Genomic DNA, 18,526 nt, shown 5'->3' on the forward strand with positions numbered 1-18,526 from the left:
AAAGCGCAAAGTACAAAATTTATCTACTTATTGTTAGTTTTTTAAGCCATTTAATAACTTTGGTAGCTCAACAATAGAATCTAATACATAACTGGTTAATTTTTCGCCTTCTGATGTGATTGGTTTTCCAGTTCTAACTAAAATATTAATTGCAATATTAGCGCCTTTTCCAGCCAAAATATCTTCTACTTTATCACCAATCATAACTGATCTTGCTGGATCAATACCTAATTCTTTGATTGCTTGCAATAACATACCTGATTTAGGCTTACGACAATTACATTCTTTCTTATATTCTCCTTTACCTTCAATATGATGTGGGCAATAATAAATGCCATCTAAATCCACTCCGCGATCTGCAAGTGACCAATCCATCCATTCTGTGAGTTGCAAAAATTGCTCCTCTGAAAAATAACCGCGTGCGATACCAGATTGGTTAGTCACTAAAATCAAAAGGTAACCCATCTGTTTAAGTTGTTGTAATGCTTCAATACTGCCAGTAATAAATTTAAATTGATCAATTTCATGAACATAGCCATGATCAAGATTTAATGTACCATCCCGATCTAAAAAAATCGCTTTTTTCATTTTCAATCCTTATCTCTTTAGTTATAGATTAAATTATCCCTTTTCTTACAAACCTTAGCAAATAAACTCGCTATTGATTCTATTTAATAATCAATAATGATAAAAAATCTTTGATTATATATTGACATGGAAATCTAGACGTCTAAAATACAAATCCAATGTTATTTATAAAGAATCATAAAATAAAAGGGCTTATATGATTAAGCTAGAAAATATCAGTAAAATTTTTGATGTTTCAGGTAAAAAACTGACCGCACTTGATAATGTATCTCTGCATGTGCCAAAAGGACAAATTTGTGGTGTTATCGGCGCTTCTGGTGCAGGAAAAAGTACATTAATACGTTGCGTTAACTTACTTGAAGCACCATCAACTGGCTCAGTTATTGTTGATGGAAAAGACTTAACTCAGTTAAGAAATACAGAATTAGTTCATGAACGACGTAATATCGGCATGATTTTTCAACATTTTAATTTGCTTACATCACGTACTGTCTTTGGTAATGTAGCATTGCCATTAGAATTAGAACATACGCCAAAAGAAAAAATTAATAATAAAGTCAATGAATTATTGGCATTGGTGGGTTTAGCAGATAAAAAAGATGCTTATCCTGCCAATTTATCTGGTGGTCAAAAACAGCGTGTAGCAATTGCACGTGCGCTTGCAAGTGAGCCTAAAGTACTTTTATGTGACGAAGCAACCAGTGCTTTAGATCCAGCAACAACACAATCTATTTTGGCTTTATTAAAAGAAATCAACCGCACTTTAGGTATCACGATCCTATTAATTACTCACGAGATGGAAGTAGTCAAACGGATTTGCGATAAAGTAGCTGTAATTGATAAAGGACATTTAATTGAGCAAGGTTCTGTGAGTGAAATCTTTTCTAACCCACAAACTCAATTGGCAAAAGAATTTATTCGCTCAACTTTTCATATTAATTTACCAGAAGAATATATGGAAAAATTATCAGATACACCAAAACATGCGAACTCTTGGCCAATTGTACAATTTGAGTTCACTGGACGTACCGTGGATGCCCCAGTACTCTCACAAGCCTCAAAAATGTTTGGCGTTGATTTAAGTATTTTAACCTCACAAATTGACTATGCAGGTGGTGTAAAATTCGGCTTTGTTATTGCAGAAATGGAAGGTGATGATGACGCAATTACAAAAACAAAAACATATTTAATGGAACATAATGTAAAAGTTGAGGTACTAGGCTATGTTTGATCAATTATGGGCAGATTTTACCCAAGAAATGTCACCAAGAATTTGGGAGCTCGTTGGTCTTTCAACATTGGAAACACTTTATATGGGTTTTACTGCAACAGTATTTGCTATCGTTGTAGGTTTACCAATAGGCTTCCTTGCTTTTCTGACAGGTAAAGGTGAAATTTTAGAACATCGTCGCGCGCATCAAGTATTAAACGTGATTATTAATATTGGTCGCTCGGTACCTTTTATTATTTTACTGATTATTTTATTGCCTTTTACCCGTTTAGTTGTCGGCACAACATTAGGTACGACAGCTGCTATCGTTCCATTAAGTGTGTCAGCAATTCCATTTTTTGCAAGGCTTACATCAAATGCCTTACTTGAAATTCCAAGTGGACTGACAGAGGCAGCAAAATCAATGGGAGCTACAAATTGGCAAATTGTAACCAAATACTATTTACCAGAGTCAATTCCAATTTTAATTAACGGCATCACGCTTACCTTAGTAGCATTAATTGGCTATTCAGCAATGGCTGGCGCTGTTGGCGGCGGCGGTTTAGGTAATCTTGCAATTACTTATGGCGAACACCGTAATATGATCTATGTAAAATGGATCGCAACAATAATTATCGTTTTGATCGTCATGTTAAGCCAAAAACTAGGGGATTATTTGGCAGAACGTTTTGATCATCGCTAATTAAAACATAACTAACACAACATCTTTTTTCAGAGGATTACTTATGAAATTAACTAAACTTTTAGGTCTTGCGACCATTTTCTCGGCAATCGCATTAGCAGGTTGTAAAGATGATAAACCCGCAGCAACAGCGGCAAAACAAGAACCTGCTGCGCGTAAATTAACAATTGGTGTCATGTCTGGCGCAGAAGCACAAGTCACTGAAGTTGCTGCACGTATTGCAAAAGAAAAATACAATATTGATGTGAAACTGATCGAATTTACTGAGTATACTCAGCCAAATGAAGCGCTTTCAAAAGGTGATTTAGATGCTAATGCGTTCCAACACAAACCTTATATGGATAAAGAGGTAGAGCAACGTGGTTATAAATTGGCTATCGTTGGTAATACTTTCGTCTTCCCAATTGCAGCTTATTCTAAAAAAATCAAAAATGTATCTGAATTACAAGATGGTGCTATTGTTGCGGTACCAAACAATCCAAGTAACTTAGGTCGTGCATTATTGCTTTTAGAAAAACAAGGTGTCATTAAATTAAAAGATTCAAGCAATTTATTCTCAACTTCAATTGATGTTGTTGAAAATCCAAAAAATATTCAAATCAAAGAAGTGGAAACTTCATTACTTCCACGTGCATTAGATGATGTTGACTTCGCAATCATCAACAATACTTATGCAGGTCAGCATGGTTTAACCCGTGAAAAAGATGGTATCTTTGTTGAAGATAAAGATTCACCTTATGTAAACTTGGTGGTGACTCGTGAAGACAATAAAGAAAATGATGTCATTAAAGATTTTGTTAAAGCTTTCCAAAGTGAAGAAGTTTATCAAGAAGCAGTTAAACATTTTAATGATGGTGTTGTAAAAGGTTGGTAATATTTTTTACTTTGCTTTAAATAAAATGATCCCCAGCATAGACTGGGGATCATTTTATTTGCTATTTACTAATATTTGATAGACTAACATTAAACTAGTACATAAATGCTTAATTTATACTTAAATCCCATTGTGCCAGTAATACGCCCGTTGCAACAGCAATGTTCAATTCTGCATTGAGAGGGTTATTTAAAGACAAAACAACTTTTTCATCTTCTTTTTCTGCTAATATAGCTCTCCCCGCTTCACTCACGACAAAAACTACTTTATGAGCAAACTTAATTTTACTAAGTGCTTTAGCTTGTTTACTGGCTGAAAGATGTATAACTTGATAGCCTGCTTGACGAAGTTGTTTTAGCGCATTATCTGCATAATCCGTTTCTAACACGCGAATGTATTCCATACCACCTTCAGCAACACGTACTGCAGCTGATGTATTCAGATTATCTACAAATTGCCGCTCTACAATCATTCCTTTCACACCGAATACCGCGCAAGTGCGAACAATGCCACCAATATTATGCGCATTTTGTACACCATCCAACATCACTAAACAGTCTTGCTTACGAGGGATATCTAAGTAACCTGATAAAGTAAATGGTCTGGCTTTTTTCACTAACATACAGATACCACCATGGTGCTCCGTACCACTCACTAAAGTTAATTCGGCATTATCCACGACATGATAGACCTTTTTACTTGTCGCTAAATAACTGAATAACTCACCGCTCTTTTTTGCCATTTCTACAGTTGCCCAAACTCGTACAATACTGTCTGGTCGCTGTGCAAATAATGCAGCACAAGCATTTTCGCCGTATACTTTCATTTCTTCTGCACGATTTTTCTTAATTTTTTCAGGGGCACGTGGTGAAAGAGGACCTGTTTTTTTCTCAGTGACTTTATCACTTATCCCCGTACTTTTTATAACAACTTTCACTTTACCTTCTGCACCACTTGCTGCTCGCAACGTGGTTTGTGCAATATGCTGTTCTACTCTTGGAATACTACGAGAGCCTTTACTTCTTGTCTGCGATTTATTCATCGAATGAAAACTATCACGGGATTTATTTGCAGCACGTTCTTGGGATTTATGTTTGAAGTGCGGTGTGTTTTTTTCAAATTTTTCACCGACTACGCGCTCATTAAATTGCTTATTTTGCGCTTGTTGAAAAACAGGTACTTTTGTTTTATTACTCATTTTGATGTGCCAGTTTGATTGTTAGAAGACGCAAACTCAGGCAAAAAAAGCCCTACTTCGCGATAAAGTGTGAGCATTATAACGAAAAAACCGTATTTTGCTACCAAGTTCCATATTAAATATTGTAAACTAACGAGCTAATCAAACTTAAAGAGAATGATTTTTATGTTGATAAACAAAACCAAACGAGCAAAACAAAATATCAATCGTTTATTCTGTTTACCGTTGCAAGCTGAACAAGTGGAATTTCTCTATAACCCAGCAGAATTTAAAAGCCAAATTATTCAGCTCATTAAACAAGCAAAATCACGTATTTATGTCACAGCGCTTTATTGGCAGCACGATGAAGCAGGGCAAGAAATTTTAGATGAAATCTATCGCGCTAAACAAGATAATCCCTCCCTCGATGTCAAGATATTAATTGATTGGCACCGAGCACAGCGCAATTTACTCGGTGCAGAAAAAAGTGCAACTAATGCAGATTGGTATTGTGATGAACGTATAAAATACCAATTACCCCATGATCCAAATATGTTTTTTGGTGTCCCAATTAACACGCGCGAAGTTTTTGGTGTGTTACATATTAAAGGCTTTGTATTTGATAACACTGTGCTCTATAGCGGTGCAAGTATTAATAATGTCTATCTACATCAATTAAATAAATATCGTTATGATCGCTATCACAAAATCATTCATGCAGAATTAGCGGATGCGATGGTCTGTTTTATACAGCAATACTTATTAAATCCAATGGCAGTTTATCCTCTGGATATCATCAATCGCCCAACAACAAAAGAAATTCGTCCAGCAATTAAAGAATTTCGTAAAACATTAGCTTTTGAAGCACAGTATGTGTTGAAAGGGGCGAATCTATTAGAAGAAAATGAAGAGCAGCTCAGTATTTCTGTCTTGTTTGGTTTAAGCAAATATAACAATCGTTTGAACCAAACTATCGAAGATCTATTTCAAGTTGTTGAACAGGAATTAGTGATCTGTACACCTTACTTTAACTTTCCACGTACATTGCAACAAAAAATTCGTCGTTTACTTAATAAAGGCAAAAAAGTGGAAATTATTGTTGGTGACAAAACAGCAAATGATTTCTATATTCCTCCTTCTGAACCGTTCAAAATGGCAGGTGCATTGCCTTATTTATACGAAAGTAATTTACGTCGCTTTAGTAAAAAGTTTGAATATGAAATTAATCAAGGATTATTAACGATTCGAACTTGGAAAGATGGTGATAATTCTTATCACTTAAAAGGCGTTTGGGTAGATCAACACTACATTTTATTGACAGGCAATAACTTAAACCCGAGGGCATGGCGTTTAGATGCAGAGAATGGATTGTTTATCCATGATCCAAAGCAACAACTACGCGATCAAGTCGAGCGAGAATTAACCTGTATTCGTCAGCATACGACGATACTAAAACATTATTCTGAATTAGATGAAATGAAACAGTATCCAGCACCGGTACAAAAGCTGTTGAAAAAATTTGCTCGTGTCAAAGCTGATAAATTAATTAAAATGATTCTATAAATATAATGGAGGCAATAAGCCTCCATTTTTACAATATTCTACTTTTATTTATTAATAAAACTTAGCTAAAACAGACCGCACTTTAGCGGTCTTTCATCTATTTTGTATCATCAATAATCAAATAAGCTTTCGCAACAGGTCCATGTACGCCAACAACTTTGATAAGCTCAATATCTGCGGTGGAACTTGGACCTGCAATCAAATTGACACATGATGGCATACGCTCACCTCGTTTTGCTTTTTGATGCAAAATTTCTGATAGTTGTGCAACACGGGGCAAAATAGTACTTTTGTTCAACACAACAATAGATACTTTCGGTAATAGACTGACTGAACGACCTGATTGCGCATTAGAAAACAGTACAATACCACCAGATTCTGTTAAGCCATATTCAGCGAACACAATACCGATATTAGCGCTATTGGCGAAAGTGCGATTCATTTCGGCTGAGTTTTCCGCCCAAATATGCGTTTCATATTGCGCTTGTATCGCAGGTGTAATCCCCGCTTCAACTAAACGTGCATCGTCGTTTAAAATAACAGGACCGCCACCATATTGTTCACATAATGCTAATAAATTAGTACTCGCCTGTTCAGGGGTTGTAATTTTGCAGTTGACTAACATCGTCTGCGAAGCAAATTCAACAAACGCAGTACAGCGCTCATCAATACTTAATTCTGTTAAACGTGTTGTCGGATAGTTATTCAGTTGTGGATAACGCCCTGTGATAGTTGGACGAAATTCTCGTCCAAGTTGTTGCGCAAGGTTATCTAAAAACTGTTGTCTATTTTGTTGATCTAACATAGAAATTCCTCACTAATTAACGATTTTTGAACCAAGAACGGAAGCTTTCACCTTCAGCTTCTGGTAAGTCACGAGCTTTAGTCCATTCTGCAACCGCACCGACTTGAATCGGCATTTTACCATCACGAATTGCTAATTTTGCGACTTTCGCACCAACATTGACGCCAATTTTCCATAAGCTTGGATGACTATTAGCCACTGTAAATGCCTTCACTGATAAACGTTCTACTACAGGATTCATGCCTGACTCAGCAATATTACGACGGTGTTTTAATAATAAATTTGCTAATGGAATTTTGACAGGGCAAACTTGATTACATGCGGTACACAATGAACAGGCAGACGGTAGATCTTTAAATTCCTCATAGCCACCTAGAATGGGTGAAATCACTGATCCAATTGGACCTGGATAAATAGAACCATAACCATGCCCGCCAATTTGGCGATAAGCTGGGCAAGTATTCAAACAAGCACCACAGCGGATACAACGTAATACTTCGCGGAATTCTGAACCAAGCATTTTCGAGCGTCCATTATCGACAATGACTAAATGGAATTCTTCTGGACCATCCGTTTCACCAGCCAAACGAGGACCTGTTAACCAAGTGTTATAACCTGTTAAACGTGCACCTACCGCACTGCGTGCTAATAAAGTGATTAAAACATCAACTTCTTTAAAAGTTGGTGCTAAACGTTCCATCCCCATTACTGCAATATGCGTTTTCGGTAATGATGTTGCTAGACGTAAGTTACCTTCGTTAGTCACCAAACATACACTACCTGTTTCTGCGACTGCGAAATTACAACCGCTCACGCCAATATCTGCTTCTAAGAAATCCTTACGGATAGTTTCACGAATAAATAACGTCATTTCTTCCGGCGTTTCAGAGCCAGTATAGCCTAACTTTTCTGCTAACACTTTACGAATTTGATGACGATCTTTATGAATAGCAGGTACCACAATATGCGATGGCTTATCTTCTGCGACTTGAAGAATATATTCGCCCAGATCGGTTTCAATAACTTTAATTCCTTCTGCTTCAAGGACATGGTTCATACCGATTTCCTCGGTGACCATTGACTTTGACTTCACAATTTTCTTTGCATTTTTGGCTTTAGCCACTTGTTTAATATAGTTGGTTGCTTCTTCAGCAGTCGCAGCAAAATAAACATGACCACCATTCTGAGTCACTTTTTCCGAAAGTTGGTAAAGATAAGCATCTAAATTTTCGATAACATGATTACGAATTTCTTTAGCCAAATCACGCCATTCTTCCCAATGCCCCAGCTCTTCCACCATTTTTTGGCGATTAGCACCAATACGTTCTTGCGCCATAACAACAGCTTTACGCATGATCTCATTGTGAATTTCTTCGTTAATGCGCGGCTTAAATTGAAGGTGGCTTGTTTTAATTGACATCATTTTCCTCCTTAGCGACTCATTAATACTTCAGCGATATGCATGACTTTCACATTATGTCCTTCTCGCTTCATGCGTCCGCCAATATTCAGTAAGCAGCTCACATCCGCACCAATTAGATATAAAGGTTTCACAGCCATGATATGTTGTACTTTCTCTTTCACCATTTCACCTGAAATCTCAGCCATTTTCACAGAGAAAGTACCGCCGAAACCACAACAGGTTTCTTGGTTGTGAATAGGTAATAAGGTTAATCCTTCCACATTTTGTAGTAGTTTTAATGGTTCTTCTTTAACACCCAATTTACGGAATAAACTACAAGAAGGATGATAAACCGCATTGCCCTCTAATTTTGCACCTACATTGACGATACCTAATTTATTCACAATAAAGTCAGTTAAATCATAAAAACGATCAGCGACTTTTTTCGCACGAGCTACCCACTCTGGTTCATCTTTTAAATACTCTGGGTAAGTCGTGATGGCATACACACAAGAACCAGCGGGCGCCACAATAGGGTAATCATTTACCTCAAAGGTTTCGATTAATTTTTTCATTGCTGGAATAGCTTGGGTTACATAACCACTGTTAATTGCAGGCTGTCCACAGCAACTTTGTTGCTCAAGGAAAGTAATTTGACAGCCAAGCTGTTCAAGGAGAAGCACTGTTTGCTTTGCCACATTGGATTTCAATGCATCAGCAATACAGGTTACATAAAAATTGACATTCATTTTTGATTACTCCAAAAAATAGCACATAGCTAACTTCACAAAAGTTAGCTATGTATGAAGATATAACAAAAGACAGGCTAATAAATAACAACAGCAACTAATGCCGCAATTACGCCATATAAGAACATTGGTATAACCGTGCGTTTTAAAATCGCGCCTTCTTGGTTGCTCACATTCAATACGGTACATACTGCAATAATGTTATTTAAACACACCATATTTCCCATTGCGCCCCCCACAGATTGTAGTGCGAGGATAAGCGGAACTGACATGCCAGTTGTTTCTGCGATAGATAATTGAATTCCACCGAAAGTTAAGTTTGAAACGGTGTTTGAACCTGAGAAAAACGCGCCGATTGCACCTAAATAAGAAGAGAAGTAAACCCATTTATCGCCAGTCACATCAGCAAAGGTTTTGCCAATAGTAATTACCATCGAATCATAGTTATCATTACCCACCAGCATCAATTTTACCATAACTAATGCCCCTAATAAGGCAAAGAATGGTTTTTTAGTTTGATGATAAGTCGTTGATACAATGTTCTTAGTTTTCTCGCCATTCAATTTAAACACCAAAATAGAGATAATCACAGTCACAATAAATGGAATGAGAGATGGTACATAAAGTGTCTTATAGCTCTCGTTAATTCCTTGCCCTAAAATATTATTTAAGGACAGAATAAGCGCCTGACTAACTTTAAACTCGCCTAATCCACCAAGCGAAACAGAGAACCATGTTGTTGCATCATTGAGTAACTGTTTGATACCTAATTGATGAATACGCGTCACAATTAAGATCACAATTAACATCATGGTTGGGAAAAGTGCTTTGAAGACTTGATTAAATGCCACTTTTTCTAGTTGTAGATCAGTATTATCTGCTTTGCTAATACCAATGCCTTTATTAGCAACTAAAATTGAAATTAATAACCCAATGGCGCCGCCAACAAGTGATGGGAATTCATAATTTACTTGTGCTAATAAGAAATACGGTACCGTACAAGCAAGAATACTAATATAAATAAAGACTAAGTTTTGCTTAATTTGTTTCCAACCGACGAGGAAACGTAATGCTAATAATGGAATGACAAAAGCAGCAATGAAGTGAATAAATGCTGTTTTTTGCCCTAACTCAAGTACAACATCATCACTCAACCCTAACGCGCCAAAACCAAACCATGTTGGTGTTCCGACTGCACCGAAAGATACTGGCACAGAGTTCATGACTAATGCAAGCATAGCCACTTGTAATGGTTTAAAACCTAAACCAACTAAAATAGGTGCAGCAATTGCAGCAGGGGTACCAAAACCACTTGCCCCTTCAATCATAAAAGCAAACGCCCAGCCGATGATCATAATCTGAGCAACAGGATTCGGATTAATATTTGCTAACCACTTACGCAACACGTCAGTGCTGCCAGAAACTTCCATCATACGATTAAATAAAATCGCACCAAAAATGATCGTAATTGGAGTTTGGGTTGCAATTAAGCCAGCAATCACATTAGCATTTAAACGAGTTAAATCTGTACCAAAGTAAAATGCTTGTAAAAGATAAGTTAACAACGCAATTAGCGGAAGTGCAATATAAGAAGGTAAGCTATTGCGTTTTACCATTAAATAAATCAATAACGCAATTGGAAGAATACTTAAAAAGAAAATCATAAAAAATCCTATAAATAAGCTAGATTTCAACGCCAAATTAAAATATTAAAAACCAATATAACCACTTATGAGTAGATATTTAAATGCAAAATTAAATTGTACAAATAATATACTTTTACTCATTAATGTTAATGACATGTTATATTAAAGTAATTAAAAAAAAATGCTTTAAAAAAGATCGTATTTTATGTGATTTAATTCACATATCTAATAAATCACTTTCAATTTTGATTAATTAATAAACGATATTAAGTACAATGATTTTTATTTTCTGCGAATAAATTAATTTAATTTATTTAAAATAATCAAAAAAGGCTATGTATTGTTTACATAGCCTTTTTAATTTTGTTTAAATTTAAAGCAAATTATTTTAATCTAAAAAAATAAATAAAGCTTAAAATTTAATCTATTTATAATTTCTCAACTAATTCTACTGCGGCACCAATATAAGTCGCTGGTGTCATCTGTTGTAAACGTCGCTTTTCCTCTACTGGAATTTCAAGAGCTTCAATAAACTCACGCATAGCCACAGCATCAACACGTTTACCACGTGTCAGTTCTTTCAATTTCTCATAAGGTTTCTCAATACCATAACGACGCATTACCGTCTGAATTGGTTCTGCAAGTACTTCCCAATTTTGATCTAACTCATCACGTAAATGCTGTTCATTGACTTCCAATTTACTTATCCCTTTACGCGTTGCCGCATAAGCAATTAAACAATAGCCTAGCCCTACGCCTAGATTACGTAACACCGTCGAATCAGTTAAGTCACGTTGCCAACGCGAAATTGGTAATTTTGCCCCTAAATGTGCCATTACAGCATTCGCTAAACCCAGATTACCTTCTGAATTTTCAAAATCAATTGGATTCACTTTATGTGGCATAGTTGATGAGCCAATTTCACCAGCAATTGTACGCTGTTTAAAATGATTTAAGGCAATATAACCCCATAAATCACGATCAAAATCGATAATGATGGTATTAAAACGCGCAACGTTATCAAAAAACTCAGCAATATAATCATGTGGTTCAATTTGCGTCGTATAGGGATTCCAAGTTAAACCTAATGAAGTCACAAATTCTTCACTGAATTTATGCCAGTCGATTTCAGGATACGCGGATAGATGTGCATTATAGTTACCTACTGCACCATTAATTTTACCGAGTATCTCAATTTGTTGTAATTGCTTGAATTGGCGTTTTAAACGATACACGACATTCGCCATTTCTTTCCCCATCGTCGAAGGTGACGCAGGTTGGCCATGTGTGCGTGAAAGTAATGGAATAGCTTTATATTCATTTGCGAGTGCACTAATATCATCAATTAATTTTTGCCATTCAGGTAAAATGACCTCTTCACGTGCTGTTTTTAACATTAATGCATGAGAAAGGTTATTAATATCTTCGGATGTACAGGCAAAATGGATAAACTCACTGACTTTTGCTAATTCAGTTAACGCTTCACTTTTCTCTTTTAAGAAATACTCAACCGCTTTCATATCATGATTAGTAGTACGTTCAATTTCTTTAATGCGTTCGGCATCTTGCAAACTGAAATTATCAACAATTTGGTTAAGGTAATCGTTTGCCTCTTTGGATAATGAAGAAACTTCTTGAATTTGTGTAGTCGCTGCTAATTTTTGTAGCCAACGCACTTCAACAGTGACGCGAAATTTTAATAAACCAAATTCACTAAAAATATGGCGTAATGAACTTGCTTTATCTTGGTAACGTCCGTCAATCGGGGAAAGTGCAGTTAATGCGTTAAGTTGCATAGAGGTTTGCTCCATAAAATAAGGTGATTAAAGTGAAGAATAAATTTGCTTTGCCATAGCAATAATTTTACGACGTGAGAACAAAATCTGCCATTTTGTTCCACCAACTTGTTTCCATAAGACGGCAGAGCGAATCCCCGCTAATAAACAAGCACGAATCCGATTATGCATAGCAGGTTGTTGCAAATAAAGGGTTGAACCTGTGACTTGAATTTTACGTCCTAATGGACTGATTACATCAACATAAATACTCGCTAATGTCGATAACATTTGTTCATCCTGCAAATCATAATGTGTCAGTTGTGTAGGTAAATATTGAATACGACGAGCAAGCTCTGCTTTTACATTTGGTTTTTTATTGAGTTTACCTTCTAGTGCAAGCAGACTAATCCAATATCGGCTCAGATCAGATCCGCTACCATTCATCTGCTCTAGTAAGGTTTCTAGCCCTAATTTCAGGTTTTGCTCGTTACCACCAAAGACAGCCAATGTATCTTCTGGATTCATTTGCAATAAGGTATTTAAGCTAGTTTCCAGTGCAGCTTGATCAGCTTGCCCTTGTTGCGCAAATTGCTGTACCAATTTTGCTGCTTGACATACGCCTGCAAGCGCTAAAGTAATATCGTAATAATTTGCCATATCGTCAGATAACTTAGGATAAAAAAATCGGCGGACAATATAGCACTTTTTCACTCTTTTTTAAAGTTACGTATTTTATCTGAAAGTTTGATCTTGATCGCAAATTTTAAAACCCAAATTGCAAAACTAAAACGTTTTAGTTACTATTCAGAACTATCTAATTCAACGAAAGGGGATTGAACATGAGTAAAATTTGGGTGTTAGGCGATGCAGTAGTTGATTTAATTCCAGATGGTCCACATCATTATTTACGCTGCCCAGGTGGCGCGCCAGCTAACGTCGCTGTAGGTATTGCGCGTTTAGGTGGTAATACTGGGTTTATCGGTTGTGTGGGGGATGATCCGTTGGGTCGCTTTATGCAAGCAACTTTGCAACAAGAAAAAGTTTGTACACAACAAATGCGATTAGATCCTCAGCAACGGACTTCTACCGTTATTGTGTCTTTAGAGCAAGGTGAACGCAGTTTTACTTTCATGGTCAATCCAAGTGCGGATCAATTTTTAGAAATATCTGATTTACCTGAATTTCAAAAAAATGATTGGTTACATTGTTGCTCTATCGCACTAATCAATAATCCTTCTCGCCATACTACATTGACCGCAATTAAACAAATCAAAACGAAAGGTGGTTTTTTCTCTTTCGATCCTAATTTACGTGAATCGCTCTGGTCAAGTCATGATGAAATGAAAAATATCGTCAATCAAGTCATTGCTCAAGCAGATGTACTTAAATTTTCAGAAGAAGAACTCATTTTGTTAACTGACAGCCAAAATCTCGAGCAAGCAACACAAAAGCTCACAAACCAATACCCTGAAAAATTAATCATAATTACTTTAGGTAAAGCAGGCGCAAGATATTACCTCAATGGCGAAAGCCAAATTGTGTCAGGTAAACCATTGCAACCAGTAGATACAACGGGGGCTGGCGATGCGTTTGTAAGTGGGCTATTAGCTGGATTATCTCAAGTAGAAATTTGGCAAAAATCGACTGCACTTATCCCAATTATTCAACAAGCTAATGCTTGTGGTGCCTTAGCCACAACAGCAAAAGGAGCCATGTCAGCCTTACCTAATCGTGCTGAACTTGATCGTTTTCTTGCACAATAAAACACAATTAATTTTCAGCCGACTTTGGAGTTCATGATGCATATTTTCAACCATGGCAAATACAAAAGCTTACACGCACAATCTGTTGGCGAATTAGCGCAAATTCGCCAACAAGTCTTGTCTGATAACGAATTTCGTCCAACTTATCATCTTGCGCCTGATACGGGTTTATTAAATGATCCAAACGGTTTAATTTTTGATGGTGAAAATTACCATATTTTTTATCAATGGTTCCCTTATGCTGCCCTGCATGGTATGAAACATTGGCAACATGTGATCACAGCAGATTTTCAACATTTTCGTTATGCTGAACCGCTTATTCCTGATCAATTATTTGAATCTCATGGTTGTTATTCGGGAGGAGCGATCTTGTGGCAAGATCAGATTATCGCCTTTTATACGGGTAATACGCGTAATGAACAACAACGCATTCCACACCAAAATATAGCTATTTTTAGTAAAAGCGGCAAACTATTAGAGAAACGTTGCTTGCTCAATCAAGCACCTGTTGGTTATAGCGAACATGTACGTGATCCAAAACCATTCATTAGCACAGAAGGTAAAATCCGTTTTATTCTTGGCGCACAGCGCCAAAATGGCACGGGGACTGCCCTGCTGTATGAAATGCCTGATCTTGATAGTACACCTCAATTATTAGGAGAATTAACCCTCACACAGTTTAATAACCAAGGTGTTTTTATGTGGGAATGTCCTGATTTATTTCAATTAGCAGATAAATCTGTTTTTATTTGGTCACCACAAGGTAAACCACGCGAAGAACACCATTTTCAAAATAACTATCATGCCACTTATGCACTTGGTGTATTACAAGATAAAACCTTTCACACTGAACATATTGACGAATTAGATTATGGATTTGATTTTTATGCCCCTCAAAGTGTTTATCAGGGTAAAGGCATCTTTTATGGCTGGGTTGGATTACCCGACTTAACTTATCCAACAGATCGATATCAATGGCATTCAATGTTGAGTTTACCGCGCCAACTCACTTTACAACAAGGTAAACTCTATCAAAAACCCATTGCCCAACTGTACGCACAATTACATCCAATACAACAGTTTAGTATCCAAGAAGCACAAATTATAGATAGGCTAGACACTGCTTACCTCACTTTTACTCCACAAAATCAAAATTTCACGATGACATTTTTCAGTAATAGCGCACAACATCAACTTGTCATCAGCTACCACAATGGACTATTTAGCCTAGATAGAACACAGACAAAACAGACCGCACTTATGCAAGAGTTTGGCACACTACGCCACTGTGAAATCACTGAGTTATACAAAGTCGAGATCTTTTTTGATCGTTCCGTAGTAGAAATTTTTCTCAATGATGGGGAAAAAGCTATGACATCACGTTTCTTTATTGAACAACGCAAAAATCAAATTAGCAGCTCTCGCCCAATCATGGTTTCTGTGGCACAATTACCTGCAATTTCGATTAAATAATGGACTATATAACAGCGAAGCCATGAAAAATACCAGTAAAAAACGCGTTACGCTCAATGACATTGCCACACTCAGTGGTTTATCAACTACCACAGTGAGCATGATTTTGAATGGTCGTGGTGAAGAATTTAAGATTAAAGCTGAAACTTGTCAGCGTGTAAAAGCTATTGCACAAGCGGAAGGTTATCGTGTCAATGTTTACGCAAAATCCTTGAAAACTCAACGCTCGAATGTGATCGGTCTAGTGATTCCTGATTTAACGAACTATGGTTTTGCTTACACGGCAAAAATGTTAGAAAAACAATGTCATGAAAATGGGTTACAACTTGTCATCGCTTGTTCTGACGACAATCCACAACAAGAAAAACTCGCAACTGAGCGTTTATTGGATCGTCAGATTGATTTTTTAATCACAGCTCCAACACATCAAGATCCCTATTATTATCAACAAATTGCTCAACAAACGCCCATTTTACAATTAGATCGCTATGTGCCTAATTTAGATCTACGTTACATTATTAGTAATGATAGTGACAAAATTGCTGAACTTGTTCAGTATCTTGCCCAAAAATATCAACCGAAAGAATTTGTCTATTTTGGTGGTCAATTTGCGCTCTCACCTAGTGAATCACGTTTACAAGGCTTTTTAACTGGACTCGCGCAAGCTCATATACCACCGCAAAACGATTGGATTTTACACCGCACTTATCAACCTGAGTCAGGTTATCAAATGTTAGCTGAAGTAAAACAGCGCTTAGGACGCTTACCTGAAGCAATTTTTACGGCTTCCTATACGCTACTAGAAGGAGTTTTACGTTATCTCACTGAACATCAACAAATGGATCATTTGCTCAACCGTCAATTACATTTAGCGACATTTGATGATCATGATTTATTAAATGCCCTACCATTTCATATTCATTCTATTAAACAAAATCATCAAGTTATTGCGCAACAGGCTTTTGCAACAGTACAACAAATTTTGCACGGCGAGCAAACTAGCAATATAAAAATTGACTGTGAAATTATTTATCGCAATTGATTTGACACTTCTTCCCTACTTACTCCCTTTTTCCTGAAAGGATTGCACCTTTCTTCTGTACGCTTTAATGATCTTTCCTTTCAAGTGCAGTCTGTTTTACGAAAATGTCTACTTTGCTAAAGTGCTTTTTCAATAAAAACGTGATCTACGCCGCAAAACTAAAACGTTTTAGTAAATTTATATTTCAAAACTAAAACGTTTTAGTTAAAATACATTTAATGTTTAAATATCTACTATTGATTAAGGTGACTCAACATGAACTTTCCACTTATTGCTCAACAAGTCATTGAAAAATTGGGCGGCAAAGAAAATATCTCAGCTGTCGCATATTGCGCAACGCGTTTACGCCTTGTCGTCGTCGATGAAAGCCAAATTGACAAAGAAGGGATCGAAAATATCGAAGGTGTAAAAGGTCAATTTGCCGTAGCCGGGCAATATCAAATTATATTTGGCTCTGGCACAGTTAATGAAGTATATACCGAATTAAGTCAACAATTAGGTATCGGCGATATGACTAGTGCCGATGTTGCTGCCGCTGGTAATGAAAAACAAGGCTTACTACAGCGTTTAGTCAAAGGCTTGGCAGATATTTTCGTACCTATTATCCCTGCTATCGTAGCAGGTGGTTTATTAATGGGTATCCACAGTATGTTAACGGCCAAGGGCTTCTTTGTGGATGAAAAAAACGTCGTCGATCTCTACCCAGCTATCGCCCACTTAGTAGATTTTATTAATACGGTTGCTAACGCGCCTTTCGTTTTCTTACCCGTGTTACTAGGTTTTTCCGCAACTCGTAAATTCGGTGGAAACCCTTATCTAGGGGCGGCACTAGGTATGTTACTTGTTCACCCTGCATTAGCAGATGGTTGGAACTATGCCTTAACCTTAGCCAATGGTAACATTCAATACTGGCAAATTTTTGGTCTAGAAATTGAACGTGTTGGTTATCAAGGCACCGTCATTCCTGTGTTAATTGCCTCTTGGGTATTAGCCACACTTGAGAAAAATTTACGCACAATTGTGCCTTCATTCTTAGATAATTTAATCACACCACTCTTTGCATTATTTATTACTGGGTTATTAGCATTCACCATTATCGGTCCATTTGGACGTGAAGCGGGTTCATTGATTAGTACTGGCTTAACTTGGTTATATGACACACTTGGCTTTATTGGTGGTGCCATTTTCGGGACACTGTATGCGCCAATCGTAATTACAGGGATGCACCAAACCTTTATCGCCGTAGAAACTCAACTCTTGGCAGAAGTGGCACGTACAGGCGGTACTTTCATCTTCCCTATTGCCGCAATGTCAAACATTGCACAAGGCGCGGCTTGTTTAGGTGCAGCCTTTGTCATGAAAGATCCAAAAGTACGTGGTATTGCCGTACCTTCGGGTATCAGTGCGCTATTAGGAATTACAGAACCTGCGATGTTTGGTGTCAACTTACGTTATCGTTATCCATTTATCGCTGCAATGACAGGCGCAGGTATTTCGAGTGCTTTTATTGCGTTCTTTAATGTCAAAGCCATTGCCTTAGGTGCCGCAGGCTTACCAGGTATTCCATCAATTAAACCAGATAGTCTTGCGATGTATATTGTCGGCATGGCAATTTCTGCTACTATTGCTTTTTCTGTTACCGTGATTCTCGCTAAACGAGAGCAAATGAAGGCATAATCAAACAATCTCTACACTGAATGCCGTGAAGTTATCACGGCATTTTTCTTTTTTAACGCGTATAATAATGTTTCTA

The 18,526-nt window shown here is 37.0% G+C and carries 16 protein-coding genes; 8 read left to right on the forward strand and 8 right to left on the reverse strand.

Features of this window, described 5'->3' with window-relative positions; all coding sequences use genetic code 11:
* Positions 1-33: 33 nt before the first annotated feature.
* Complete coding sequence (gene gmhB, locus C0975_RS09510) at positions 34-588, reverse strand: D-glycero-beta-D-manno-heptose 1,7-bisphosphate 7-phosphatase (protein ID WP_101776156.1); 555 nt, start codon at positions 586-588, stop codon at positions 34-36.
* A 196-nt stretch (positions 589-784) separates the two neighbouring features.
* On the opposite strand from gmhB, the gene metN reads away from it, so the two are divergent.
* Genes metN through C0975_RS09525 form a run of 3 tightly spaced genes read left to right on the forward strand, consistent with a single transcriptional unit; the run spans position 785 to position 3,375 of the window.
* Entirely contained in the window at positions 785-1,819 is a 1,035-nt protein-coding gene (gene metN / locus C0975_RS09515; RefSeq protein ID WP_101776157.1) for a methionine ABC transporter ATP-binding protein MetN, read from the forward strand.
* Positions 1,812-2,501, forward strand: coding sequence for a methionine ABC transporter permease (locus C0975_RS09520; RefSeq protein WP_101776158.1), 690 nt, complete (start codon positions 1,812-1,814; stop codon positions 2,499-2,501). Before metN ends, C0975_RS09520 begins: the two co-directional genes overlap by 8 nt.
* Positions 2,502-2,544: 43 nt before the next feature.
* Positions 2,545-3,375: a MetQ/NlpA family lipoprotein gene (locus tag C0975_RS09525; RefSeq protein ID WP_101776159.1), complete on the forward strand. Its 831-nt coding sequence runs from the start codon at positions 2,545-2,547 to the stop codon at positions 3,373-3,375.
* A gap of 109 nt (positions 3,376-3,484) precedes the next feature.
* On the opposite strand, the gene C0975_RS09530 is transcribed toward C0975_RS09525, so the two are convergent.
* On the reverse strand, positions 3,485-4,573 hold the full coding sequence (locus tag C0975_RS09530; protein ID WP_101776160.1) for a TrmH family RNA methyltransferase: 1,089 nt from the start codon (positions 4,571-4,573) through the stop codon (positions 3,485-3,487).
* Between the two features lie 165 nt (positions 4,574-4,738).
* On the opposite strand from C0975_RS09530, the gene pssA reads away from it, so the two are divergent.
* Positions 4,739-6,115, forward strand: a complete 1,377-nt coding sequence (pssA, locus tag C0975_RS09535) for a CDP-diacylglycerol--serine O-phosphatidyltransferase (protein WP_101776161.1) — start codon at positions 4,739-4,741, stop codon at positions 6,113-6,115.
* A 97-nt stretch (positions 6,116-6,212) separates the two neighbouring features.
* Here pssA and C0975_RS09540 read toward each other — a convergent pair whose 3' ends face one another.
* From C0975_RS09540 to hflD, 6 genes are all read right to left on the reverse strand, one after another.
* On the reverse strand, positions 6,213-6,920 hold the full coding sequence (locus tag C0975_RS09540; RefSeq protein WP_101776162.1) for a LutC/YkgG family protein: 708 nt from the start codon (positions 6,918-6,920) through the stop codon (positions 6,213-6,215).
* A gap of 16 nt (positions 6,921-6,936) precedes the next feature.
* A complete protein-coding gene (locus C0975_RS09545; protein WP_101776163.1) occupies positions 6,937-8,340 on the reverse strand; it encodes a LutB/LldF family L-lactate oxidation iron-sulfur protein in 1,404 nt (467 codons plus the stop codon).
* A gap of 11 nt (positions 8,341-8,351) precedes the next feature.
* Positions 8,352-9,071 carry a (Fe-S)-binding protein gene (locus C0975_RS09550; RefSeq protein WP_101776164.1) on the reverse strand — a complete coding sequence of 240 codons (720 nt, stop codon included), beginning with the start codon at positions 9,069-9,071 and terminating at the stop codon, positions 8,352-8,354.
* A 77-nt stretch (positions 9,072-9,148) separates the two neighbouring features.
* Positions 9,149-10,735, reverse strand: a complete 1,587-nt coding sequence (locus C0975_RS09555; protein ID WP_101776165.1) for an L-lactate permease — start codon at positions 10,733-10,735, stop codon at positions 9,149-9,151.
* A gap of 410 nt (positions 10,736-11,145) precedes the next feature.
* Entirely contained in the window at positions 11,146-12,513 is a 1,368-nt protein-coding gene (gene purB / locus C0975_RS09560; RefSeq protein ID WP_101776166.1) for an adenylosuccinate lyase, read from the reverse strand.
* 27 nt (positions 12,514-12,540) lie between these two features.
* Positions 12,541-13,152 (reverse strand): high frequency lysogenization protein HflD, encoded by a 612-nt coding sequence (hflD, locus tag C0975_RS09565; RefSeq protein WP_101776167.1) that lies wholly within the window; start codon positions 13,150-13,152, stop codon positions 12,541-12,543.
* 182 nt (positions 13,153-13,334) lie between these two features.
* On the opposite strand from hflD, the gene C0975_RS09570 reads away from it, so the two are divergent.
* The 4 genes from C0975_RS09570 to C0975_RS09585 all read left to right on the forward strand — a co-directional run bounded on the left by C0975_RS09570 (position 13,335) and on the right by C0975_RS09585 (position 18,450).
* Entirely contained in the window at positions 13,335-14,258 is a 924-nt protein-coding gene (locus tag C0975_RS09570) for an aminoimidazole riboside kinase (protein WP_101776168.1), read from the forward strand.
* Positions 14,259-14,294: 36 nt separating this feature from the next.
* Entirely contained in the window at positions 14,295-15,731 is a 1,437-nt protein-coding gene (locus tag C0975_RS09575) for a glycoside hydrolase family 32 protein (protein ID WP_101776169.1), read from the forward strand.
* A 22-nt stretch (positions 15,732-15,753) separates the two neighbouring features.
* Positions 15,754-16,773: a substrate-binding domain-containing protein gene (locus C0975_RS09580; protein ID WP_101776170.1), complete on the forward strand. Its 1,020-nt coding sequence runs from the start codon at positions 15,754-15,756 to the stop codon at positions 16,771-16,773.
* Between the two features lie 255 nt (positions 16,774-17,028).
* Positions 17,029-18,450 (forward strand): sucrose-specific PTS transporter subunit IIBC, encoded by a 1,422-nt coding sequence (locus C0975_RS09585; protein WP_101776171.1) that lies wholly within the window; start codon positions 17,029-17,031, stop codon positions 18,448-18,450.
* The last annotated feature ends 76 nt before the right edge of the window (positions 18,451-18,526 follow it).

It is taken from the genome of Pasteurella oralis (assembly GCF_002850605.1).
GTDB lineage: Bacteria > Pseudomonadota > Gammaproteobacteria > Enterobacterales > Pasteurellaceae > Pasteurella > Pasteurella oralis.